Here is a 23,344-nt window from a genome sequence, read left to right on the forward strand (position 1 = left end):
GGCACCCGGTGTATTCTTGGCAGGCTGACACCTCAAAAGAAGAAGAGCTTTCAGCTCTGGGAACATGATTTCAGGGGGTAATATGCTTATTGGCGATGTCCGCCTCAAGCGCGTCTATCAGCACTCGACCCAGCAGGATGGGGCGCGTTGGCTGGTGGATCAGGTCTGGCCGCGTGGCAAGCGCGAAGAGGAGCTTTCAGTCGAGCAGTGGTATCGCGCCGTGGCGCCTTCCCGTCGCCTTCGGCATGCCTGGGAAAGCGGGCGAATCGATCGCACGACCTTCGAGCGTCGCTATCGTCTGGAGCTCAATCCGGGCGACCTTGAGCCACTGCTGGATCAGGCGCGTCAGCGCCGGCTGACGCTGGTTAGTGCCGTACGTGATCTGGAAAGCTCACATCTGCCCATTCTGCGCGAGGTCATTCTAGAGGCACTGCGTGGCGAGGGTGTGATCGGTGAGACAGAATCGGTTGGGGTTGAGCCCGAGCCGATGGTCACCGAGCCTGAATCGGCTGTCACTGAACCTCAATCGGTGGCCGGGACGCATTGAGTCAAGGGCCACAGGAACAGCAAAACGCCCCGACATGATCGGGGCGTTTTTTTATTGTCTGCAGGGCGGGCAGGGAGCAAAAGGCGTCAGGCCCGCTGCTGCTGGCTGCAGCAGGGGGCGACGATGCCGGCGCGCTCGCTCAGTGCTGCCATGTCCAGAATCTCCACGTGGCGACCCTGAATATTGAGCAGCCCCTGCTGCTGGAATCGGCCCAGTACGCGACTGATGGTTTCGATCGCAAGCCCCAGGTAGGTGCCGATATCGCTGCGTGACATCGGCAGGCGAAAGCGCTCGGCGCTGTGGCCACAGCGATCAAAGCGCACCGAGAGATTGCGAAAGAAGCTGGCCAGACGCTCGTCGGCGGTCTTGCTGGATAGAAGACGCATCAGGCGGCGATCATCGACGATTTCGCGGCTCATGCAGCGATAGAGCTGATGTCGAAGCTCCGGCAGATGCTCCGAGAGGCTTTCCAGACGCTTGAAGGGAATTTCGCAGACCGTGGTGCGCTCCAGTGCGGTCAAAAAGCCCGGGTGGATGGCGCTATCGATGCTGTCCAGACCGACCAGCTCGCCGGGCAGATAGAAACTGGTGATCTGTTCCTCGCCGTCGGCCTCGATGATGGTCTGCTTGAGGCTGCCACTGCGCACGGCGTAGACATTTTCAAACGCCTCGCCCTGCATGTAGAGCGTCTCGCCGCGGGTCAATGGCGCGCGCCGTCGCACGATCGTGTCGAACTGCTCAACATCGTCAAGAGACAGGGAAAGCGGCAGGCACAGGGAGCTCAATGAGCAGGTCTGACAGCGCGTCTGGTGAAGATGAGAGGTGTTCATTGGCCTGGCATGTTCCTGTACATGTGAGTGGTGTGCCGGGCGCTGTCGTGATGAACCATGCCCGTGTCCCTGGGCTCAACGAGGGCGGTGATGCCCTCGTCAATCCCTCCCGGTCTTCTAAAGAAGTCGAGAGAACTGCTGACGATGTTCGGCCGAAAGATGCGAATCAAAGGTCATGGCCAGCTGGCGAATCAACAGTCGTCCCATGGGGGTCACCATAAGCGAGTGCTTATCATATTCGATGAGGCCGTCTCGCCGAAAGGTGGCAAGCCTTTCAAACACGTTGGCGAAATAGTATGACGCGTTGATGCCAAAGTCGGCTTCGATGGCCTCAAAATCCAGACGCATGTCACACATCAAACGATGAATCACATGGCGGCGCAGCCGGTCATCCCCGCTCAGGCGTACGCCGCGGAAGGTCGCCAGCTGCCCGCCATCAATGGCCGCCTGCCAGGTCTCCAGATGTGCGGCGTTCTGCGCGTAGACATCATCGACCTGGCTGATGGCCGACACGCCCAGGCCCACCAGGTCACACCGGGCATGAGTGGTATAGCCCTGGAAGTTGCGCTGTAGCTGTCCTTCACGCTGTGCCACGCTCAGGCTGTCATCCGGTCGGGCGAAGTGATCCATGCCGATATGGACATAACCCGCCTGCGTCAGCTTCTCCACCGTCATGCACTGGATGGCCAGGCGAGTGGCCGTGTCCGGAAGATCGGCGCTGTTGATGCGCCGCTGGGGCGGAAAGCGCTCGGGCAGGTGGGCATAGTTGAAAATGGAAAGCCGTGCCGGCGCCATGTCGATCACCTGATCCAGCGTGTCGGCAAAGCTTGCCACACTCTGATGCGGCAGGCCGTAGATCAGGTCCAGGTTCAGGGAGCGAAACCCCAGCCGGTGGGCCTCATCGATCAGATTTTCACTCAGCTCACGTGGCTGGACCCGGTTGATGGCCTTTTGCACGCGTACGTTCAGATCCTGTACGCCAAGGCTCAGTCGGTTAAAGCCCAGCGACTGCAGATGTCGCAGGGTATAAACGTCGGCCTCGCGAGGATCGATCTCGATGGCAAAGTCGCGGTCGGGATGGGCGGAAAGATTGAAATGCGCGCCCAGCTGGTCCATCAGCCGGCTCATCTGATCCAGATCAAGAAAGGTCGGAGTGCCGCCGCCCCAGTGAAGCTGTTCGACCACACGCTCGCCATCGAGATCGCGACGCATCAGCGTCATCTCCCGGGTCAGTCTGGCCAGATAGGGCTCGGCCATGCTGGTCTGGCGGGTCGCGATGCGATTGCAGCCGCAGTAAAAGCAGATGCGTCGGCAAAAGGGGATATGCACATAAAGCGACAGCGCCCGCGCGGTCGCGTTGCTGCGCGCCAGCGCCTGCGTCAGTTGCTCCTGACCGAAATGATCGGTGAAGGCTGTGGCAGGAGGATAGGACGTATAGCGCGGGCCGTTGCCGTCATGACGCTTTAGAAGCTCAAGGTCCGGCGAGAAAAGCGCATCGGAAAAGGCGGGTCGGGGAGCAGGTGACAACATGGAAGATGCTCGTGGCAGGCAGTGATCATGCCATGCTACGAGCATCCTGTTTTTGAGGTCTGACCTGGATCAAATCACGCCGGCGTCTCATGCCGGGCACATCAATCAACCGAAGCGGACGTCGTTGTCCATGTGGCGCGCCACGCGTGACATGGTGCTGGTCAGCTCGATGGCCAGCGTCAGGTCGGCGAGTTCACGCGGGGAAAAGGTGTTGATGGCCATCATGCGAGTGCTGGCATCGACCGGACGAAAATGGGTAAAGGATTCACACCATGCAAGTGCTGCACGTTCGCGGGCGGTAAAGCGGTCGGAGTCAGCCCAGCGTGCCAGCTCACGCAGCTTGTCGGCATCAATGCCCAGCGCTTCGGCTTCGCTGACCCGCAGATTTTCGCAGTTGTCGCAGCCGCCGTTGATCTGCGAGGTACGAAGCTCTGCCAGACAGCGAATGGAAGGGTCGAGACTGCAATGTCGTACCGCACGGGTCGTGTGGTAGATATCGGTCGCATCGATCCGCTTGGGTCGTTCACTGGTCATGAGGGCACCTCAATCAAAAGGGTATGAATCTGGTCCTATTTAACGCGCTTGGCAAAATTTAATCCACAGCCTGCCTTTACAAAGTTGAGCATGGTTTAAAATCTTTTTATATCGACAAACCGTTGCTGTTCCGGGCCTTTTGCGCCGCCCGGGTCGATTCCGGGCGGCGCAATGGGTCAGGACGCCGCCTGTGGCGTGGCTGATTCAGTGTGATTTGTTTGGCGCCTGCGTTGCCAATAGACGATCAGCGCCAATACCAACAGCGCCGGTATCCACAGCCACTCCTTGGCAAAACGTTCACGAGGCAGCTCGACGCTGACGATGGTCTGATCCATGTCCAGCCCCAGCTCACTGGCCTGGCTGCCCCAGCCGACCGTGTCTACCAGAGTGGTATCACCGTCCTCGCGAAGTGACAGCCCCAGATTCTCCAGTCGGGCCTGGCCATTGTCACCTTCCACGGCCGGCACCTCGATGACAAGACGCATGGGCGCGCCATAGTCGTCGAGCCCTTCGACCGTCACCCGCATCGACTGTCCATCCTCGAGCTCGCCATAGGCCTGGGCAATCTGTGCCGGCGGCATCTTTTCAAAGGGCGGCACGATCATGTCCTGCCAGAAGCCGGGGCGGAAAAGGGTAAAGGCGACCAGCAGCAGCAAAATGGTTTCGTGCCAGCGGTTGCGCACGATAAACCAGCCCTGTGTCGCTGCAGCAAAGACCAGCATCGCCAGGGTCGCGACCACGAAGATCACGATGCCGTGCCAGAGATCGACGTTGATGAGCAAAAGATCGGTATTGAAGATGAACAGAAACGGCAGCGCTGCGGTGCGCAGGCTGTACCAGAAGGCCTGAAAGCCGGTACGTATCGGGTCGGCACCTGAAATGGCGGCGGCGGCAAAGGAAGCCAGTCCCACCGGCGGGGTGACATCGGCCATGATGCCGAAATAGAACACGAACAGATGCACTGCGATCAGCGGCACGATCAGCCCCTGCTGCTGACCGAGCTGCACGATGACCGGCGCCAGCAGCGCCGAGACCACGATGTAGTTGGCCGTGGTCGGCAACCCCATGCCCAGAATCAGGCTCAATACCGCGGTGAGCAGTAGCATTAAAAAGAGGCTGCCCATGGAGAGATGCTCGACCAGGTCGGCCAGCACCAGGCCGACACCGGTCTGCGAGACTGCCCCGACAATGATGCCGGCCGTGGCGGTGGCAATGCCGATGCCGATCATGTTGCGGGCACCATCGACCAGGCCGCTCCAGAGATCAAAAACGCCTTCGCGCAGGTTTTCGCCAAGCGCCAGTCGGCCGCGAAACAGCGCGCTCAGCGGGCGCTGCGTCACCATGATGACCATCATCAAAACGGTCGCCCAGAAGGCAGAGAGCCCCGGGGAGAGCCGCTCGACCATCAGACACCAGACCAGTACCACGACCGGCAGCAGATAGTGCAGCCCCACCATGACCGTGGGCCGGGTCTGCGGCAGGGTCGTGATGTTGGAATCGGGCGTGTCGACTTCAAGTTCCGGATAGCGCGCGCCCAGCTTCAAAAGTCCGACGTAGATGAGCACCAGAGCGATCGAGACCGCCCATGGGGTGGACTCGCCCAGCATTGGCTTGATCCAGCCCAGCCCGTAATAGACCGCGGCGCTGAGCGCCATCAGGCCCACCAGGCCGGTCGCAAACCCCAGCAGCTTGTAAAGCCACGGCTTCGGCGGATTGGAGCTCTTTAGCCCCTGCATGCCGGCCTTCATGGCCTCGAGATGGACAATGTAGAAAAGTGCGATGTAGGAAATCATCGCTGGCAAAAAGGCGTGCTTGATCACATCAACATAGGGAATGCCGACGTATTCGACCATCAAAAAGGCGGCTGCCCCCATAACTGGTGGCATGATCTGACCGTTGACCGAGGAGGCGACTTCCACGGCGCCGGCCTTGGTCGAGGAAAACCCGACCCGCTTCATCATCGGAATGGTGAACGTGCCGGTGGTGACTGTATTGGCAATCGAGGAGCCCGAGATCAGACCGGTCAGCCCGGAGGCCACGACGGCTGCCTTGGCGGGACCGCCCCGATAATGGCCCAGCATCGAAAAGGCCACCTTGATGAAATAATTGCCGGCGCCGGCCTTGTCGAGCAGGGCGCCAAACAGCACGAACAAAAAGACGAAGCTGGTGGACACGCCCAGTGCGATGCCGAAAACGCCCTGAGTGGTCAGCCATTGATGGTTGATCAGGGCCTCAAAGCTGACGCCGCGATGGGCCAGCATACCTGGCATGTACGGCCCGGCCAGTGAATAGCCCAGAAAGACCAGCGCCACGATCATCAGCGGTGGCCCGAGCGCTCGCCGAGCGCCCTCCAGCAGCAGTACCAGTCCCATGACGCCCACGATGACATCCTGTGTGATCGGGTTGCCCGGGCGGTTGGAAAGCTGGGCATAAAAAAGATAGATATAGAGCGCGCAGAAGGCAGCTACCGCCGCCATGATCCAGTCCGTGACCGGTACGCGATCCGTCGGCGAGCGCTTGAGTGCCGGCCAGGAAAGAAAGGCCAGAAAAAGGGCAAAGGCCAGGTGAATCGAGCGTGCCTCAGTGGCACTGAAAACTCCGAAGCCCAGCGTGTAGGGCAGCGGCGAGGTGATCCAGAGCTGAAACAGGGACCAGGTCACGGCCACGATCAGCAGCAGGCGTCCGGTGACGCCCTGTAACTTGCGTCCACCGGTGTCTGCCACGGCGGCCAGTTCCCTGGCATCCACATCCGGGCGCTCGGTCGAAGGGGGAGTTGTGTTCATGTCCGCATCCTCTGGCGGCAGGACCTTTCCGGGTCGAGTGCCCGGATCGGAAATGACGCAACGCCCCCGGCTGGAGGCGTTGCGTCGTCAAGAGTGCCCCGTGTCGCCATCGATGCGGCCCGGGTCAGCCAGACTTACTCGCTGAGCCAGCCCTTTTCCTGATAGTAGCGCTTTGCACCTTCATGCAGCGGCGCTGACAGGCCCTGATTGACCATGGCTTTCGGTTCAAGCGTGGCAAAGGCAGGATGGAGTTTCTTGAAGCGATCGAAGTTGTCGAATACGGATTTGACCGCGGTATAGACCAGATCTGCGTCAACCTTTTCGGCGCTGACCAGAGTGGCCCCCACGCCAAAGGTCTTTATGTTGTCCGGGTTGCCCTTGTACATGCCACCGGGAATTTCATAGAAGCTGTAGTAGGGGTGTTCCTCGACCAGCTTTTTGATCACGTCATCATCCAGCGGAATGATGCGGGCATCGACCGTGGTGGTGGCTTCCTGGATTGAACCGTTGGGGTGACCGGCAACAAACACCATGGCATCGATGTTGTTATCAGCCAGCGCCGAGGCCTGTTCGGCGCTATCAAGCTCGGAGGTCAGGGCGAAATCCTTCGTGGTCCAGCCCTTGGCGGCCATGACGACTTCCATTGTCGCGCGGTTGCCCGAGCCCGGATTGCCAATGTTGACCCGCTTGCCCTTGAGATCATCGAGCGTCTTGATGCCGGAATCAGCACGTGCCACCAGAGTCAGCGGCTCGCCGTGCATGGCAAAGACAGAGCGCAGATCTTCATGGGCCTTGCCTTCAAACTGGCCTTCACCGTGATAGGCGTTGTACTGCACGTCGGACTGGGCCACGCCCATGTCCAGATCGCCGTTTTCGATGCCATTGACGTTGGCCACCGATGCGCCGGTCGACGGGGCGTTGCAGCGATAACCGCTGTCGCCCTGATTGACGAAGCGACAGATCGACTGGCCGACCACGTAATAGACACCGGTCTGACCACCAGTGCCGATGGTCATGAATTTCTGTTCACCGGCCTGAGCGCTGGTTGCGGACATGGCGAGTGCCCCAAGCGTCATGACGGTCGCCGACAGCATCGCAGTAAGGGTCTGGCGTTTGATCATGGAAAGATTCCTTTTTTATGACTTGTTATTCCTTGTGACCGGTGTCGCCGGTCAGGTGACACCAAGTTACTGCGGCATCGGCTGGACTGCAAAACGACCATCTTACTAGCTTAAGTTTCGTTAAAGTCTGGGTGGCAGCTTTTATGGGGGAGCGCTTCCTGTCGTGATGATAAAAATCAATCGCGCCAGGGGGTCGCTTTGCAACCATGGTTTCCTATAGCATCATGGTGAAACGATCGTAACGAGGTTGCCTGCCATGTCCTTCGAGCCCTTCAATCCTCCCGCGCGCCTTTTGATGGGGCCGGGTCCAATCAATGCCGACCCGCGCGTGCTGCGCGCCATGTCCGCCCAGCTGATCGGCCAGTATGACCCGGCCATGACCGCCTGCATGAATGAGACTCAGGCGCTCTATCGCGATGTCTTTCGCACCGCAAACGATGCCACGCTCTTGATCGATGGCACCTCGCGCGCCGGCATCGAGGCAGTGCTGGTCTCGCTGATCGAGCCGGGTGATCGCGTGCTGGTGCCGGTCTTTGGCCGCTTTGGTCATCTGCTGCGCGAAATTGCCGAGCGCGCCTGCGCCGAGGTGCACACCATCGAGGTCGAGTGGGGCGAGGTCTTCACGCCCGAGCAGGTCGAAACGGCCATTCGGGACGTGCGTCCGAAGGTGCTTGCCATGGTGCAGGGCGATACCTCCACCACCATGTGCCAGCCGCTTGAAGAGATCGGCAGCATTTGCCGGGCACACGACGTGCTCTTTTATACCGATGCGACCGCCTCACTGGCCGGCAACGTGCTGGACACTGACGCCTGGCAGCTCGACGCTGTCACGGCCGGGCTGCAGAAGTGCCTGGCCGGCCCCTCCGGCAGCGCGCCGACCACACTGTCACCGCGCGCCGTCGAGTGCATTCGCGGGCGTTCTCATATCGAGGCCGGTCTGGTTGGTGATGGGCATGACGCCGGACGCGGCGTGCGTATCCGCTCGAACTACTTCGATCTGGCGATGATTCTCGATTACTGGGGGGAATCTCGCCTCAACCACCATACCGAAGCTACCAGCATGCTGTACGGCGCGCGTGAATGTGCAAGGCTTCTGGTCAATGAAGGCATGGACCAGGCCGTGGCCCGTCACGCCCTGCACGGCAGTGCGTTAACCAGCGGGCTGTCGGCGATGGGCCTTGAGCTCTTTGGTGATCAGAGCCACCGCATGAACAACGTGGTCGGCATCTACATTCCTGACGGCGTCGAAGGCGAAGTCCTGCGTCGTACGCTGCTGGAAGACTATGCCATCGAGATCGGCACGTCCTTCGGGCCGCTGCACGGGCGCATCTGGCGTATCGGCACCATGGGCTACAACGCTCGCCGCGATACCGTCATGACCACCCTGGCCGCGCTTGAGGAAGTGCTGCGCCAGGCTGGTGTTCGCATTACGGCCGGGAGCGGTGCCGGTGCGGCGCGCGAGTATTATCAACAGACCCCACAGCAACATCCGCAGCAGAACGCGGAGCGCGCCCATGCATAATGGTGACGCCATCGTTGCCGCCTGCGATCAGCTGGCGGCCATTTCGGCCGATGAAGGGCAGCTCACGCGCTGCTACCTGACGCCGGAACACGCGCGCGCCAACGCGCAGCTGGCACAGTGGATGCAGGGTGCCGGCATGCAGACCTGGCAGGATGGCGCCGGTAATCAGTGGGGTCGGCTTGAGGGCAGTGACCCGTCCCTGCCGGCGCTGGTGCTGGGCTCTCACTCGGATAGCGTGATCAACGCCGGACGCTTTGATGGTCCGTTGGGGGTTTTGCTGGCGATTGGCGTGGTCGCCCGGCTTAACGCCGCCCATCATCGCCCGGCTCGAACGGTCGAGGTCGTGGCCTTTGCCGATGAAGAGGGCACGCGCTTTGGCACCGCACTTCTGGGCAGTCGCGCGGTGGCCGGGACATGGGATTCGGCCTGGTGGGACATCACTGGGCGTGATGGCGTGACCCTGCGTCAGGCGTTTGTCGATTTCGGGCTTGACCCCGAGCGCGTCGGAGAGGCCGCACGTGCCCCCGAGTCTGTGGCGGGCTATCTGGAAGCCCATATCGAGCAGGGCCCGGTGCTGGAAGCCGAGCGCCGTTCGTTGGGCGTGGTCACGGCCATTGCCGGTGCCCGCCGTTTTGTCATCACGATCAAGGGCGATGCCGGCCATGCCGGAACCACGCCGCTGGTGTTGCGGCGCGATGCGCTGTGCGGCGCGGCCGAAGCGATCGTGGCCATCGAAACGCTGGCACGCGCGGCAGGCATCGTCGCCACGGTCGGCTCGCTGGAGACCTTTCCCGGCGCGGTCAACGTGATTCCCGGTGAGGTGCGCATGACGCTCGACATTCGTGCCGAGCGCGATGAAGATCGTGACCGCGTTCTTGAGGCCATCCGCGAGAGCTGCGATCGCGTGGGAGAATCCCGCGGACTTGCCTGGCACTGGCAGGAGACCCATTCGGCGCCGGCCGTGGCCTGCTCGCCGCGACTTGTCGAGGCGCTGACCCAAGCCATCGATACGACCATTGGCACCGACAGGGGTGCGGTCATGCGCCTGGCCAGCGGCGCCGGACACGACGGCATGGCGATGGCCGGCATCTGCGACATCGGCATGCTGTTTGTGCGCTGTGACCGTGGCATCAGCCATCATCCGGATGAGTCGGTGCAATCACGTGATGTGGATGACGCGCTCAATGCCATGAGCCGGGCCGTCTCGGCACTGGTAGTCTGAGCATTGACTCATCACTGACAGGTTCCTCATCGACAGCGATCCGGGCGGCGCACTGCCCGGATCGTGGCACTGAAATACCCCCTTCGGGAATACCTTTTTCGAGAACGCCATGGATCAGCATCTGGGGCAGCGACTGCGACAGCAGTTTGATCAGCTCACGCCCAACGAGCAGAAGGTGGCGGGATTTATCCTCGATCACTTCGATGACATCGCCGTCTACAGCGGTGCCGACCTGGCCAGGCTCTCCGGAGTCTCCAAGGCCACGGTTAGCCGGCTCTTTCGGCGGCTGGGGTTTGCAAGCTTCAGTGAGGTTCGCCAGCATGCTCGCGAGCTGCGCTATCACGGTGTGCCGCTGGTCACCGACTCGAAAGCGCTTGGCAGCGGGCTGGAGCGTTTCCAGCGTCACTTCGAGCGCGAGCGTAACAACCTGCACCAGATGCTGGCCGCCATCGATGCCGAGACCTTCGATGCTCTGATCGAGGCGCTTGACCGTGCCCCGGAAGTACTGGTGATCGGCTATCGCAACGGCTATCCGCCTGCCCTGCACCTGCGCCAGCAGTTAATGCAGGTGCGCCCCGGTGTTCGGCTGGCGCCGCTGCCCGGGCAGTCCCTGGGTGAGGAACTGACCGGCGTGTCACCGGGAACGCTGGCCATTGTCATGGGCTTTCGACGCCGGGCGCACGGCTTTTCAAACCTGATCGAGCAGCTCAAGGGCAACGGACTGGAGACGCTTTTGATCGGTGACCCGACGCTGGCGGCGGCCGGCGTTTCCCCCACCTGGCAGCTGGAGTGCCCGCTGGACAGCGTCTCTGCCTTTGACAGCTACACCTCGGTGATGAGTTTGATCAATTTGTTGTCCAACGCACTGCTACACAAGCGTCTGGGCGAGGGGCGGGCGCGCATTGATGCCATCAGCGATGCCTACTCAGGACTGGATGAGCTGGCCTGACGCAATCAGGCCTTTCAACAAAAGGCGGCCACCGGGCCGCCTTTTTTGCGTTCAACCGGTGCGCCCACGGCGCCGGATGCACCCGGAGCGTGCAGCTTGTCAGCGTGCACGGCCTGATCCGCGGGTCGTCATGAGGCGCTGACGTTCGCTGCCCTCAGGGGCTGTGCTGGTCTGGCATGAAGGTTGCAATGACCTCATGGATATCTCAACCGCGCCGGCCGGGCGAAGGAGTGCACATGAGTGACGTCATCGAACGTGTGGATCGCAGTGTCTGGGTCAAGGGACGCCCCGAGCAAAGCGCCACGGTCATGGGGCGTGGCGTGCTTGCCGGGCAGCGGCTGGCGGTGAAGGACCTTTTTGATATTGAAGGCGAGATCACCGGGGCCGGCAATCCTGACTGGGCCACCACTCAGTGTCCGGCTCACCATACCGCACCGAGCGTGCAGACCCTTTTAAACGCCGGGGCGGCACTGGTCGGCAAGACCCAGACCGACGAGTTCGCCTACAGCCTCAACGGCGCCAACGTGCACTACGGCACGCCGGTCAATCCGAAGGCGCCCGACCGGCTGCCGGGGGGGTCCAGCTCGGGCTCGGCGATCGCCGTGGCACGCGGTGAGGCCGACATTGGGCTGGGCACCGACACCGGCGGCTCGATTCGCATTCCGGCCAGCTACAACGGTCTGTGGGGTCTGCGCCCCACGCATGGAGCCATCAGCAGCGACGGGCTCCTCCCGCTGGCGCCGTGCTTTGATACGGTAGGCTGGCTGTGTCGGGATCATGACACGCTTGCCGAAGTCGCCGAGGTGATGCTGCCCACACCTGGAGCCGCTGCGCCTGACAGCGTCATGACGCTGCTGGTGCCAGAGGCGCTGGCAGGTGAGGTATCCCGCTTTCGCCGGGCGCTCGGTGCACGCCAGGACCTGCTGGTTCAGTCGCTCTCGGATCAATGGCTAGCGCATCTGGGCCGCACCTTTCGAGTACTGCAGGGGCGCGATATCTGGCGGGTTCATGGGCAATGGCTGACGCGCGAACAGCCGCGTCTGGCCCCCGATATCGAGGCGCGTTTTCAGTGGTGCGCCACGTTGACTGCCGCTGATGAACAGGCCGCGCACAGGGCGCGTGAGGAAATTATCGATGCGCTGCGCACCTTCAGTGATGACGGTGCGCAGCTGCTGGCGCTGCCTACGGCACCGGGTGCCTCGCCGCTTCTGAGTCTGACCGGTCGGCGTCTTGAAACCTACCGCGAGCACCTGATGGGCATGACGGCGCTGGCCGGTCTCTGGGGGGCACCGCAGCTCTCCATGCCGCTGTTAAGCGATGATCGGGAAGGTGGCGGTCACGCGCCCTGGGGGCTGTCGCTTTTGGGCGCGCCCGGTCAGGACCAGCACCTGGTGACGCGAGCCCGAATGACTCGCGCATAGGCACGATGTCGCCCGGCCGTTATGATGCGGTCCTGCCCGGGCGCATCGAAATGACAAGGCTGCCATGGGAACATGACCACCAGGAGCGCCCATGGCTGCCATACTCGCGATTTTGCCCATCTTTACGCTGATCGTGCTCGGCTACGTGCTGGGCTGGCGACAGTGGCTGACGCCGGCCAGTGCCGGTGGGCTTTCGTGGGTCACCTTCCGACTTTTCCTGCCCTGCCTGCTGTTGACCGGCATCGCGCGTGCGCCGCTGGCGGATGCGCTCTCGCCGCTGTTGCTGGTGGTTTATTTTATCCCGGCGCTGCTGCTGTTTGCCGGCTTTAATCTTGTGCTTCACCGACGTACCGGCAAGGCCTCGGCCATCGGGCTGTCGGCGAGTTACTCCAACAACGTGTTGATCGGTATTCCACTGGTGACGGCGCTGTTCGGTCACGACGGGCTGGTCTATCTCTTTGCCCTGCTGGCCGTACACAGCCTGATCCTCTTTTCGACCCAGTCACTGTATGCCGCGCTGGGGCAGGGACGTGAGCAGCGCCCGGGTGTACTGAGCCTTTTGAAAACGCTGGCCAATCCACTGGTGGTCGGGCTTTTGATGGGGGTAGTGAGCAACGTCACGGGCATTGAGCTGCCGCAGCCGCTATGGCAGGTGCTGGACTGGCTGGCACGCGCGGCGCTGCCGTGTGCGCTGATCGTGGTCGGAGTGGGACTGACCCGCTATCAGCTTCGCACTTCGCCCACCATCTGGTCGGTCTGTGTCGGCAAGCTTTTGATCTTTCCGCTGATGGTACTGGCGCTCGGCAGTCTCACGCCGGGACTGTCACCGCTGGCATTGCATGTGCTGGTGCTGGCGGCCGCCGGGCCGATCGGGGTGAACGTGCTGGCCTTTGCCAAACCCGGTGAGGAACAGCACACCGTCGGCGCGAGCATTTTCCTCTCGACCCTGTTGGCGGCCGCGACGCTGCCGATCTGGATGCTGGCGATGGGGTAGTGCTTGAAGGAGACGTCTGTACTTCGAGCGTTACGAACGCCTGACTCTGTCGCCGAGCACTATCGTCTTTGACATCGGTACCCTCTTGAGAGGCGCTAGGTGTTTGGTCCCGGAGTTAATAGTCTACCCTACGAGCTACTATCGCAGGAGGATCCATGGCTCAGAGTCTTCACCAATGCGCCACGACCACGCACGCTTCTCCGAGGACACACAGCGATCGACGGCTTCGGTCGCGGCGCTGAGTCGACGCTACAACATCAACCCCAAAACCGTGCGCAAATGGCGGCAGCGGCAGCGGCATCGGTCGAGGATGAACGGATCGGACCAAAGGCGCCTCGCTCATCGTCTCTGACAGAAGCGGAAGAAGCCGCCGTCGTCACCTTCCGTCGAACAACACATCTGCCGCTGGATGACTGCCTGTTTGCACTGCAGTGCTTTATCCCACATCTGACCCGCTCCAGCCTGCATCGTCTCTATCAGCGCCATGACATCAGCCGGTTGCCACGTGAAACCGGACCCAACACAAAGGGACTGACCCTCAGGGCGTATCCGATCGGCTATCTGCATCTCGATATCTGCCAAGTTCGCACGGGGTAAGGCCGGGCATACCTGTTCGTGGCGGTCGATCGCACCTCGAAATTTGTTCATGCCCGGCTTTATAAGAAGGCCAATCGCGATCAGGCCGCCGCGTTTCTGGAAGACGTCGTACAGCAGCTGCCTTACCGGGTGCATATGGTGCTGACCGATAACGGTGCGCAGTTCGCCAAACGCCGCGGCACCGAATCGTATAAACCCCATCGGTTCGATGTGGTCTACCGTGAACACGACATCGAGCATCGCCTGACCCGCCCCTTCCATCCGTGGACCAATGGTCAGGTGGAACGGATGAACCGAATCCTCAAGGACACTATGACCCGCAGTTGTCATTACGCCACGCTTGAGGAGCTGGCCGACCATCTGAAGAACTATCTGTGGGCCTATAACAGTGCCCGGCCGCTACGTTCCCTGAAGGGCAAAACCCCGATCGGCTTTATTCTGAAAGATGGCAGGATGACCCGCACAGGTTCTATCAGAATCCGAACCACTACTTCGCGGGACCAAACATCTAGGCGAGGCGCCAGCTCATCCATATACGTCTCGAAGCGATCGTGAAGGGCATCGTTTACCATAGTGTGAAATCGCTATACAGATGACACAAGCCGTATTGGTAACATATCTATATATGACAAATGTAGTACTAGCGTGCGCGTAGCAGGGCGAAAGGTAGGCGGAATTGAAAAAGTTGCTTACCGCTTTGGAAGTATCCAACATTGATAGTTTTAAAGTTAATAGTTTGAAACTATTTCCCCGAAGTTATAGTGGAAAATAAAAAGGGGATTTTTAAAGCTAAAAGATGTCATATAAGAAAGCTTATAATTAGAAAAATTTAATAAGACAAGATGCTGTAGTGAATATTTTTAATGGCGCCAGCGCTTTACAATATAAGAATCATGTGCAAAATTGATAAAAGTTTTTAGCCATCGATATAGGTTAAGTGTGCTATGCAAAAATTAAGACAAGAAGTTATAGATGCAACTGCAAATTTTATGTTTAGCGAGAAGCTATCTAATGCTGTTGAAAAAATAAAGAGTGAAAAGGCAGCAGCAGTCGCTTTACCTAATGCATTGCCTCTACCCATTGTCGAATACGTTAAAAACGAGCTTAAATCTTCTGATAAATGGCGTAAAGAATATTGGGTTTTAGATGATGACGAGTCAGTCAGCTTGGTTGATAAAAAAGTTTTTTATCAAACTTCCCCCAGTAAAAGATTCTCAAATAATCAAACATTGAGAACTGTGACAAAAGAACAACAAGCGCTGAGTGCTTTCCTATCGACCTTACATGATAAAAAAATAGCTGAATATCTTTCCAATCTGTATGACGAGGAAGTTGAAGCTTGTGCATCTGATATAGCTAAATATTCGAAGGGTCAATATTTAAGGAGGCATTCAGACTTGTTTGAAAATAGACGTTTTGGAATAATCTTTTTTTTTAATGATGAATGGAAAGAAGGTAATGGGAATGAGTTTATCGTAGAGGGCAAATCTGGAGATGCCTATGTTGTACCTCCAAAACCTGGAGATGCAGTAATATTGAATATCCAGCCTGGATTTCAACATCAGGTAGCCATGTCTCAATCAGATGAATGGATCAGATATTCAGTTGCTACCCATTATAAAAATAAAAGTTAGATGATGTTTAGCGGGTCTTTTAGTTGACCCGCTTTATTACAGCTCAAATTTCTTTTATTTTTTTATCAGGAATAATATTTGTAAATAACCAGAATGGAGATGCTGTGACTCCTAGACAAGCCAGTATTAAAACAATGTTTAGTGGCAAAAAGTATACCATCAAAGTTCCTATGAATGAACCTAAAGGCTCTATCCCCCAAGTTATGCATCTGCTTGCTGCACTGTACTTACCTATGTTTTTAATTTCGATTGTTTTTTGTTTGTATGTTTCAAATATCGAAATGTTTACTAGTACGCAAATTGATGATACGCCAAGTACGATACTCAAAACTGCTATTTTGATTTGAGGGAAAGCTATAGGAAGATAAACTATTAACATTCCAGAAACGCCTGGTACAAACAAGCTAAAAAACATGATTTTTTTGAAGCTAAAAAAAGATGACAGTCTGTCAGACAATAGAATCCCTATAAGTCCAATAACACCCCCTATGCTACCAGATATGCCTATATCGATAGCACTCATGTCTGCATAACGTATACAATATATCACATAAAAAGAATATATAATTGAGGTAAAAAAATTGAACTGAGCAATTCCAATATTTATTTTTCTGTGTGCCGGAGCTTCAAAGATTAACTTGAAACCTGAGAATATGGATTTAAACTCTTTTTTGATCTCTTTACCATTGTTGCTTTCGCCGTCGTTTTTATTTATCTTTTTATTAAAGGATAAAGGCCCTAGGCAAGATAGTAAAAAAGCGATAGAAATAAACAACAAAGACCATGATGCACCTGCATAAGATAACAAGATGCCAGCTACTGACCCTGTAGCAATGTCAGCAATAGTTCTAAGGCCTGCTATCCAGCTATTAATACGATGTAAGTCATTTCCAGGAATTACTTTAGGGATATAGGCTGAGATAGCGCTTTCGTATATAGCGCTAAGCCCTGCGATGAAAAAAGAAATTATTGCTAAAGTATAGAAGTTCAATATGCCAGTTGCAATCATATAACTGGCAGCGGCTATCAATAAGCATCTTGCCAAGGATAGTGAAGATAATAATAGGTGAGTTTTCCTGATGTCACATAATGGACCAAAAAATAAAAGGAAAATTAGTGTCCCTATCCCAATCGATGTATTGATAAGACCCACTTGTGAATCTGAAAGTTTTAAGAAGCTAACTGCTATAATAGGGAGAGAAAACAGAAACAACTGAGAAGAGAAAGTAGATAAGCCCTCAGTTGAAATTAGTTGGATAGTAGATCTTTGCAACATTTTTTCATCATCCATCAGCCGCTATGTTTATATCGTTTATTCGATGTTGCTCAGCTTGATTAATCCTAGCTGATCAATAGGAACAGTATATTTAGATCTGAATCTAGGTTTTAATTGACCTATAAAATGCTGGCGCATTTCCTTGTTTATTTTTTTTTCGATCTTGAATATTGCACTGTCATCATACCAAGTAGCTCCTTGCTTAAAAAGTGTTTCTAGCAGTTTTTGGTATTCCTTGTTTGAAGTTAGATTGTTTTTAGATAAAAAATATAGTTCAGGATAATTGCCGACGATGCCCCCATGCCTTGGAGCTTGAATACTAAGAATAACACCATCTTGTATTTTTGAGTTGGACATCACTATGTTTTCGTAAGGTATTTTTTTAGGAAATAATTTCCCATTAGATTTTGAGCATATTTCAACTGCTACTTCATCGTTTGGGGGGTAGTCGGAATAATAAAGAGGCAACGCTTTATCGGCAAAAAATAGAAAAGAAGTCGTAAATGGAGCGGCCGAGATTTTTTCTCTAGACAATCTATGGCTAGTTTGATTAATAGCGACGCAGCTTATTTCAAGATTTGAAAAAAAATCTACCAAAGAATTCCATGTATTATTTTCTAACTTGGATCCTGCTTTTATAAAATAATTTAATGGAAGATGCCCTGAGTGAGGGAATAACGTATCTGACTCATTAAAAAAAGATGAAGGTGTTCCTATTCCCCAACAAATATCTAGTAATCCTTTCTCAAATAAATTTTTGCCTTCTTTGCAAGAGTTGGTTTCAAGTAAACGAAAGTTGTATTTTATTTCTTTTTTATTCTTTAAAAGCAGGATGGATTTTTTCTCTTTTTTTAAAGAGAAGTCTCCTAATTTTTTTTGATGTATACTGTGAATCGAAAGAGAAGGATCCCTTAGTATGTTATCTAGGTCGTATAAATCAAAGCGGGTGGTTATATTTAGAAAATTCCTAGAGTAGTTTATTCTGGATATTATTGCTGTTAACCATCGGTATTCTGGTTTTTTGACCAAGCTATATAAATGTTCTGCTGCTGCTTTTATGATTAGCTCAGGGTTTATTAATTCAGATAAGTATTCAATGGGTTGATAAGACCATTGGTAAATATCTTTTTTGACTCCCTGTTTTAATATTCCATTGCGAGAGATTGAATTTTTTTCATCATGTACGAGAGTTTCCATTGTTTGTGTGGCCAAATACCTTTGATGATATTCTTTAGGCAATTTTTTTGCATCAAAGTAATACGGCATTTCTGATTCTATATTTAGCATGCTATACATAATTAGAGTACAATATTTTTCCTGTAATGAACACTAAGTTTGCCTGCTTTCCTTGTTAGATATAAATAATGATCACTATTGATTTCTTCTTTTATTTCTGCCAAGTGAAACATTATTTGTTCAGCAAACATTGATGATATTATTGAGTTGTTTGAGCCTGAAGATGCTGTCGTTGGAGTCGATTTATGCTGAGAATTAAGATCAATATTACTAGACTCGAATGGAGAGTAAGAGGATTTTTTCGGATCGAAGATAGGTGAAATGAACCCTTTTCGTATACCAGTAGCTGCAAAAGCAGACGGAATGCCAAGCTCCCAACTATCTTGAGATAAAAAAATCGCGCTGCGCAAAGATGGGTTATCAATCGCTGATACTACAAAATCAGAGCTGCATACAATTGAACCGAATTCTTCACATGGGTATTTAGAGATATATGTCTTAAATTTTAAATCATTGTGGCGTAATAACATGTTCTCTGACGCTGCGATAACTTTAGGTTTTCCAATATCTTTATGATTGTAGACATATTGCCTATTAAAATTTGATGCCTCAACGACATCTGGATCAATAAGCTTGAATTTTTTTATGCCCACACTTGCTAATATTTCTAGAACTATAGAGCCTATACCTCCTACACCAAAAATAGCCACTTCTTTGTTTTTTAACATTTGGACGCATTTATTAGGGTTGTTGCAAAATACATCCCAAAAAGCAGCTTGCTTTGTCTCCTTCTCAGGAGGGGCATTATTAGGGTAGTGTGGTTTTATAATATCATGTTGAATGAGATAGCTTGAAAGTTCCCTCTCTAAGCAATTTGGGTTGAAAACATTTTTTTTTATTACGGCTAAAGTGTTGCTCGCATTGTGATAGTTTTTTATTTTTTTTTTGTCGAGCTCGTTAAAAAAAACTAGATCGTTGTTTTCAAGGGTTATATTCCAATCTGGAGCCAACTTGTAATGCATAAGCATTTCTCCTTATTGTAATTTTATTAAGGGAGGGCGGGGGATCCCCCCCTGCCCTCCCTTAATGCTTAGGAGCGATTTACAGAGCTATCTTCAAGAGTAACTTCTGCTTCTTCGACTACAAAATCACTTACAGTTTTCGAATCGTTTGTATGATCCATGGTTATAACTCCTTACGTTTGTTTAACCCCCCTCTTATAAGGGGAGTCTTATTTTCTACAGCTTGCATCTTAGCCGTCAACCTCTTTATAAAAATTAATACTAATGTATGATACCTTCTGTGGGCAGATGAAAGGCCGAATGCCTTTACTTATAACTCTTAGAGCCTTATTAGGTGCTTGGTCCCAGAGTGTAATGGTCTACCCTACGAGCTACTATCGCAGGAGGATCCATGGCTCAGAGTCTTCACCAATGCGCCACGACCACGCACGCTTCTCCGAGGACACACAGCGATCGACGGCTTCGGTCGCGGCGCTGAGTCGACGCTACAACATCAACCCCAAAACCGTGCGCAAATGGCGGCAGCGGCAGCGGCATCGGTCGAGGATGAACGGATCGGACCAAAGGCGCCTCGCTCATCGTCTCTGACAGAAGCGGAAGAAGCCGCCGTCGTCACCTTCCGTCGAACAACACATCTGCCGCTGGATGACTGCCTGTTTGCACTGCAGTGCTTTATCCCACATCTGACCCGCTCCAGCCTGCATCGTCTCTATCAGCGCCATGACATCAGCCGGTTGCCACGTGAAACCGGACCCAACACAAAGGGACTGACCCTCAGGGCGTATCCGATCGGCTATCTGCATCTCGATATCTGCCAAGTTCGCACGGGGTAAGGCCGGGCATACCTGTTCGTGGCGGTCGATCGCACCTCGAAATTTGTTCATGCCCGGCTTTATAAGAAGGCCAATCGCGATCAGGCCGCCGCGTTTCTGGAAGACGTCGTACAGCAGCTGCCTTACCGGGTGCATATGGTGCTGACCGATAACGGTGCGCAGTTCGCCAAACGCCGCGGCACCGAATCGTATAAACCCCATCGGTTCGATGTGGTCTACCGTGAACACGACATCGAGCATCGCCTGACCCGCCCCTTCCATCCGTGGACCAATGGTCAGGTGGAACGGATGAACCGAATCCTCAAGGACACTATGACCCGCAGTTGTCATTACGCCACGCTTGAGGAGCTGGCCGACCATCTGAAGAACTATCTGTGGGCCTATAACAGTGCCCGGCCGCTACGTTCCCTGAAGGGCAAAACCCCGATCGGCTTTATTCTGAAAGATGGCAGGATGACCCGCACAGGTTCCATCACAACCCGAACCATTACTTCCCGGGACCAAACACCTAGCGCCCGGTCGGGGCGTGATGTTCGTGCCAGTGACGGGCGATATCCACGCGCCGGGTGACCCACACCCGGTCATGGGCTTCGATGTGATCGAGAAAGCGCTGAAGCGCCCGGAAGCGTCCGGGCCGGCCGATCAGGCGGCAGTGCAGCCCGATCGACAGCATTTTGGGGGCCTCGGCGCCTTCCTCGTAGAGCACGTCAAAGGCGTCGCGCAGGTAGTTGAAAAACGGGTCGCCGTAATTGAAGCCGCCCGGTGAGGCGAAGCGCATGTCGTTGTTGTCCAGCGTGTAGGGCACGATCAGATGGTCACGCGTTTCGCCCTCGGCATTGTCGACCGGCGTCCAGAAGGGCAGGTCATCACCGTAATAATCCGAGTCATACAGGAAGTGCTCCTGCTCGCCCACCAGTGCGCGGGTATTGGGGCTGTCGCGCCCGGTATACCAGCCCAGCGGCAGCTCGCCGGTCAGTTCACGGTGCAGCTCAAGCGCCTGCACCATCATGGTGCGCTCCTGCTCGAGACTCATGTCCTGATAGTGAATCCAGCGCAGGCCGTGACAGGCGATCTCGTGGCCGGCTTCCTTGAAGGCGCTGACCACTTCCGGGTGACGTGCCATCGCCATGGTGACGCCAAAGATGGTCAGCGGCAGGCCGCGACGTTCAAATTCGCGCAGGATGCGCCAGACGCCGGCGCGCGAGCCGTACTCATACAGCGACTCCAGACTCATGTGGCGATCGGGATAGGGGGCCGCGCCAATGATGTCGGAGAGAAACGTCTCGCTGTGGGCATCGCCGTGCAGCACGCTGTTTTCGCCGCCCTCTTCGTAATTGAGCACGAACTGCACCGCGACCCGGGCACGCCCCGGCCATTTCGGGTCCGGCGGGTTGGCGCCGTAACCGCGCAGATCGCGAGGGTAGTTGTTCAGGCGAAGATCGTGATTCATGAAGGGCTCCGGCTCAGGTGCTCAAAGGCGCCGCGAATGGGCTTGGCGATCGGGAAGGCGCGGTCGTTGTGCTTTGAGACCGGGTAGCCGGTCGCGCTGACCGCCTCCAGCAGAGCGACTCCAGCGGTGACGCCGTCGATGACCGGTACGCCGAGGGTGTCACCCAGCCGCTCGGCCAGCTCGCTCATGCCGGCGCAGCCCAGCAGGATGGCGTCGCTGTCATCGGCTTGAAGCGCGTCGCGACAGGCCGCCAGCAGCGTGTCATAGACGCTGTCATCTTCGGATTCAAACGCCGACACCGGCAGTTCGCAGGCGTGCAGACCGGCGCACTGTTCGCGCTTGCCGTATTCGTGCAGCAGTCGTTCAGCGATCGGCAGCGTGCGCCCCAGCGTTGTCACCACCGAGAAACGACGCGCCACCATGGCGGCCATCTGCATGCCGGCTTCGGCCACGCCCATTACCGGCACCGAGGCCACTTCGCGCGCCGCGGCCAGCCCCGGGTCGCCAAAACAGGCGATCAGATAGCCATCGACGCGGGTGTTAGCGTTTTCGGTCTCGATAATGCGTTCCAGCAGGCCGGGCACGGCCATGGCTTCATCAAAATGGCCTTCCAGGCTTGCCGGCCCGTGACGCGAGGTGTGCATGAGGATCTCGCCGCGCGACACGCGGCGCGCGCTGGTGGCAATGCCTTCGCTCATGACGGTGCTGGTGTTGGGATTGATGACACAGATGGTCGGGGTATGAGAGGTCATGACGCGTTTTGCTCGCGGTGGTGGCCAAAAAGATGTTCGAAATCGGGCAGGGCGTCGCCGCTGGCGGTGAAATCAAGGCTCGCCTCGATCCCCGTCAAATGCTGATGCATCCAGGTCTGAATGGGCGCCAGTTCTCCCGCCTCCAGCAGGGCAATCAGGTCCGGGTGTTCACAGGGGCAGCCGGCCCGATGGCGGCCGTAAACGGCAATGATCAGCGAGGTGCGCGAGATCAGCTGCGAGAGCGCCTCCGACAGCGAGGCGTTGCCGGCAATCGCCATCAGCCGCGCGTGGAAGCGCGCCGACAGACGAATGGCCTGTTCACGCCGCGCATGACGCTCCTGCTCGGCGATCTGCGTCAGGGCCTGCAGATCTTCCGGCGTGATGCGCTCCACGACCTCTGTCAGCAGGGCGCCTTCGAGCAGCCGCCGCGCTCTGAAGACGTCGCGCGCTTCACCGGGCGTGGGGCTGGTGATCTGGGCGCCGCGATGGGTACGAAGCGTCACCAGCTGCTCCAGCGCCAGACGCTGCAGCACGCGACGGATCATGGTGCGACTCACCCCGAAGGCCCCGGCCAGCGCATCTTCCGGCAGTCGAGCGCCGGGGGAGAGTCGGTGCTCCACGATGGCTTCCCACAGCGACTGGTAGATGGCGTCATCACTGCGGGTGTCGCGCTCGGTCATGATGCCGGCCAGCAGATGGAACTGACGAGTATCGTTCATGGGGCTCCTGTCATGCTGTTGCTGTAAAACGACGGCCTTGAAGATTGTATACAAGCATTTTCCATGCCACGGCCTATAAAGGCCTTTGGCAAGACGGCTTTTGCACGGTAAGGCGTCATCAGGGGCAAGCATAAAAAACCTGATGTATACAAAAAAGCCCTTTTTTGGTGCAAATAAATGCGTTTTGGCACTCTGGTGGTGCATGAAAGTGACTGATGGCCGGGCCTGATGGCGAGGTGTCACGGTGCTCACTTCAGACAGGTTGGCATTAATGATTAAAAACCGACGCTACAACAGTTGCTTGCGACCAGAATGCGATTTTTTATCGCTGCCGATCTCAATCTGGCATGAGGATTGTATACGAAAGAAGTG

General features: G+C 55.8%; 18 protein-coding genes and 2 pseudogenes. 9 read left to right on the forward strand and 11 right to left on the reverse strand.

Annotated features, from left to right (window positions below; genetic code table 11):
* Positions 1-82 precede the first annotated feature (82 nt).
* Positions 83-547, forward strand: coding sequence for a DUF488 domain-containing protein (locus KSP9073_RS03830; protein ID WP_243409103.1), 465 nt, complete (start codon positions 83-85; stop codon positions 545-547).
* Positions 548-633: 86 nt separating this feature from the next.
* Here the strand turns inward: KSP9073_RS03830 and fnr are convergent, their stop codons facing one another.
* From fnr to KSP9073_RS03855, 5 genes are all read right to left on the reverse strand, one after another.
* Positions 634-1,377 carry a fumarate/nitrate reduction transcriptional regulator Fnr gene (gene fnr / locus KSP9073_RS03835; protein ID WP_108841594.1) on the reverse strand — a complete coding sequence of 248 codons (744 nt, stop codon included), beginning with the start codon at positions 1,375-1,377 and terminating at the stop codon, positions 634-636.
* A 117-nt stretch (positions 1,378-1,494) separates the two neighbouring features.
* The gene (gene hemN / locus KSP9073_RS03840) at positions 1,495-2,907 is read right to left on the reverse strand and encodes an oxygen-independent coproporphyrinogen III oxidase (protein WP_108841595.1); all 1,413 of its coding nucleotides are present in this window, start codon (positions 2,905-2,907) and stop codon (positions 1,495-1,497) included.
* 105 nt (positions 2,908-3,012) lie between these two features.
* The gene (locus KSP9073_RS03845) at positions 3,013-3,441 is read right to left on the reverse strand and encodes a carboxymuconolactone decarboxylase family protein (RefSeq protein ID WP_108841596.1); all 429 of its coding nucleotides are present in this window, start codon (positions 3,439-3,441) and stop codon (positions 3,013-3,015) included.
* A gap of 176 nt (positions 3,442-3,617) precedes the next feature.
* On the reverse strand, positions 3,618-6,224 hold the full coding sequence (locus KSP9073_RS03850) for a TRAP transporter permease (protein WP_108841597.1): 2,607 nt from the start codon (positions 6,222-6,224) through the stop codon (positions 3,618-3,620).
* Between the two features lie 134 nt (positions 6,225-6,358).
* Positions 6,359-7,345, reverse strand: a complete 987-nt coding sequence (locus tag KSP9073_RS03855) for a TAXI family TRAP transporter solute-binding subunit (RefSeq protein WP_207771397.1) — start codon at positions 7,343-7,345, stop codon at positions 6,359-6,361.
* 256 nt (positions 7,346-7,601) lie between these two features.
* On the opposite strand from KSP9073_RS03855, the gene KSP9073_RS03860 reads away from it, so the two are divergent.
* The 7 genes and pseudogenes from KSP9073_RS03860 to KSP9073_RS03890 all read left to right on the forward strand — a co-directional run bounded on the left by KSP9073_RS03860 (position 7,602) and on the right by KSP9073_RS03890 (position 15,684).
* Positions 7,602-8,867: a pyridoxal-phosphate-dependent aminotransferase family protein gene (locus KSP9073_RS03860; protein WP_108841598.1), complete on the forward strand. Its 1,266-nt coding sequence runs from the start codon at positions 7,602-7,604 to the stop codon at positions 8,865-8,867.
* Positions 8,860-10,089, forward strand: coding sequence for an allantoate amidohydrolase (locus KSP9073_RS03865; RefSeq protein ID WP_108841599.1), 1,230 nt, complete (start codon positions 8,860-8,862; stop codon positions 10,087-10,089). Before KSP9073_RS03860 ends, KSP9073_RS03865 begins: the two co-directional genes overlap by 8 nt.
* 109 nt (positions 10,090-10,198) lie before the next feature.
* Positions 10,199-11,038: a MurR/RpiR family transcriptional regulator gene (locus tag KSP9073_RS03870; RefSeq protein ID WP_108841600.1), complete on the forward strand. Its 840-nt coding sequence runs from the start codon at positions 10,199-10,201 to the stop codon at positions 11,036-11,038.
* A gap of 236 nt (positions 11,039-11,274) precedes the next feature.
* A complete protein-coding gene (locus tag KSP9073_RS03875) occupies positions 11,275-12,459 on the forward strand; it encodes an amidase (RefSeq protein WP_165814143.1) in 1,185 nt (394 codons plus the stop codon).
* Positions 12,460-12,550: 91 nt separating this feature from the next.
* Positions 12,551-13,453, forward strand: a complete 903-nt coding sequence (locus KSP9073_RS03880) for an AEC family transporter (RefSeq protein WP_108841602.1) — start codon at positions 12,551-12,553, stop codon at positions 13,451-13,453.
* A 155-nt stretch (positions 13,454-13,608) separates the two neighbouring features.
* Positions 13,609-14,562: pseudogene (locus KSP9073_RS03885) on the forward strand (IS481 family transposase).
* 432 nt (positions 14,563-14,994) lie between these two features.
* Positions 14,995-15,684, forward strand: a complete 690-nt coding sequence (locus KSP9073_RS03890; RefSeq protein ID WP_108841603.1) for a 2OG-Fe(II) oxygenase — start codon at positions 14,995-14,997, stop codon at positions 15,682-15,684.
* A 43-nt stretch (positions 15,685-15,727) separates the two neighbouring features.
* On the opposite strand, the gene KSP9073_RS03895 is transcribed toward KSP9073_RS03890, so the two are convergent.
* Genes KSP9073_RS03895 through KSP9073_RS03900 form a run of 3 tightly spaced genes read right to left on the reverse strand, consistent with a single transcriptional unit; the run spans position 15,728 to position 19,218 of the window.
* Positions 15,728-16,975: an MFS transporter gene (locus KSP9073_RS03895; protein WP_108841604.1), complete on the reverse strand. Its 1,248-nt coding sequence runs from the start codon at positions 16,973-16,975 to the stop codon at positions 15,728-15,730.
* A 21-nt stretch (positions 16,976-16,996) separates the two neighbouring features.
* Positions 16,997-18,226, reverse strand: coding sequence for a hypothetical protein (locus KSP9073_RS17470; protein WP_133240980.1), 1,230 nt, complete (start codon positions 18,224-18,226; stop codon positions 16,997-16,999).
* A 32-nt stretch (positions 18,227-18,258) separates the two neighbouring features.
* A complete protein-coding gene (locus KSP9073_RS03900) occupies positions 18,259-19,218 on the reverse strand; it encodes a ThiF family adenylyltransferase (protein ID WP_165814144.1) in 960 nt (319 codons plus the stop codon).
* Between the two features lie 391 nt (positions 19,219-19,609).
* Between KSP9073_RS03900 and KSP9073_RS03905 the strand changes: the two are divergent.
* A pseudogene (locus tag KSP9073_RS03905) lies at positions 19,610-20,563 on the forward strand (IS481 family transposase).
* Here the strand turns inward: KSP9073_RS03905 and puuE are convergent.
* From puuE to KSP9073_RS03920, 3 genes are read right to left on the reverse strand one after another with little or no spacing between them, the layout of a single operon-like run.
* Positions 20,560-21,501, reverse strand: a complete 942-nt coding sequence (gene puuE, locus KSP9073_RS03910; RefSeq protein WP_108841606.1) for an allantoinase PuuE — start codon at positions 21,499-21,501, stop codon at positions 20,560-20,562. The pseudogene KSP9073_RS03905 and the gene puuE overlap by 4 nt on opposite strands.
* Positions 21,498-22,253 (reverse strand): aspartate/glutamate racemase family protein, encoded by a 756-nt coding sequence (locus tag KSP9073_RS03915; protein WP_108841607.1) that lies wholly within the window; start codon positions 22,251-22,253, stop codon positions 21,498-21,500. The genes puuE and KSP9073_RS03915 overlap by 4 nt, the downstream gene beginning before the upstream one ends.
* On the reverse strand, positions 22,250-22,972 hold the full coding sequence (locus KSP9073_RS03920) for a GntR family transcriptional regulator (protein WP_207771398.1): 723 nt from the start codon (positions 22,970-22,972) through the stop codon (positions 22,250-22,252). The genes KSP9073_RS03915 and KSP9073_RS03920 overlap by 4 nt, the downstream gene beginning before the upstream one ends.
* Positions 22,973-23,344: the final 372 nt, after the last annotated feature.

The organism is Kushneria phyllosphaerae (genome assembly GCF_900312995.1).
GTDB lineage: Bacteria > Pseudomonadota > Gammaproteobacteria > Pseudomonadales > Halomonadaceae > Kushneria > Kushneria phyllosphaerae.

Bases quoted from the DNA above. Each gene is read 5' to 3' on its own strand.
- KSP9073_RS03830 (WP_243409103.1), top strand. From the start codon at position 83: ATGCTTATTGGCGATGTCCGCCTCAAGCGCGTCTATCAGCACTCGACC.
- fnr (WP_108841594.1), bottom strand. From the start codon at position 1,377: ATGAACACCTCTCATCTTCACCAGACGCGCTGTCAGACCTGCTCATTG.
- hemN (WP_108841595.1), bottom strand. From the start codon at position 2,907: ATGTTGTCACCTGCTCCCCGACCCGCCTTTTCCGATGCGCTTTTCTCG.
- KSP9073_RS03845 (WP_108841596.1), bottom strand. From the start codon at position 3,441: ATGACCAGTGAACGACCCAAGCGGATCGATGCGACCGATATCTACCAC.
- KSP9073_RS03850 (WP_108841597.1), bottom strand. From the start codon at position 6,224: ATGAACACAACTCCCCCTTCGACCGAGCGCCCGGATGTGGATGCCAGG.
- KSP9073_RS03855 (WP_207771397.1), bottom strand. From the start codon at position 7,345: ATGATCAAACGCCAGACCCTTACTGCGATGCTGTCGGCGACCGTCATG.
- KSP9073_RS03860 (WP_108841598.1), top strand. From the start codon at position 7,602: ATGTCCTTCGAGCCCTTCAATCCTCCCGCGCGCCTTTTGATGGGGCCG.
- KSP9073_RS03865 (WP_108841599.1), top strand. From the start codon at position 8,860: ATGCATAATGGTGACGCCATCGTTGCCGCCTGCGATCAGCTGGCGGCC.
- KSP9073_RS03870 (WP_108841600.1), top strand. From the start codon at position 10,199: ATGGATCAGCATCTGGGGCAGCGACTGCGACAGCAGTTTGATCAGCTC.
- KSP9073_RS03875 (WP_165814143.1), top strand. From the start codon at position 11,275: ATGAGTGACGTCATCGAACGTGTGGATCGCAGTGTCTGGGTCAAGGGA.
- KSP9073_RS03880 (WP_108841602.1), top strand. From the start codon at position 12,551: ATGGCTGCCATACTCGCGATTTTGCCCATCTTTACGCTGATCGTGCTC.
- KSP9073_RS03890 (WP_108841603.1), top strand. From the start codon at position 14,995: ATGCAAAAATTAAGACAAGAAGTTATAGATGCAACTGCAAATTTTATG.
- KSP9073_RS03895 (WP_108841604.1), bottom strand. From the start codon at position 16,975: ATGGATGATGAAAAAATGTTGCAAAGATCTACTATCCAACTAATTTCA.
- KSP9073_RS17470 (WP_133240980.1), bottom strand. From the start codon at position 18,226: ATGCCGTATTACTTTGATGCAAAAAAATTGCCTAAAGAATATCATCAA.
- KSP9073_RS03900 (WP_165814144.1), bottom strand. From the start codon at position 19,218: ATGCATTACAAGTTGGCTCCAGATTGGAATATAACCCTTGAAAACAAC.
- puuE (WP_108841606.1), bottom strand. From the start codon at position 21,501: ATGAATCACGATCTTCGCCTGAACAACTACCCTCGCGATCTGCGCGGT.
- KSP9073_RS03915 (WP_108841607.1), bottom strand. From the start codon at position 22,253: ATGACCTCTCATACCCCGACCATCTGTGTCATCAATCCCAACACCAGC.
- KSP9073_RS03920 (WP_207771398.1), bottom strand. From the start codon at position 22,972: ATGAACGATACTCGTCAGTTCCATCTGCTGGCCGGCATCATGACCGAG.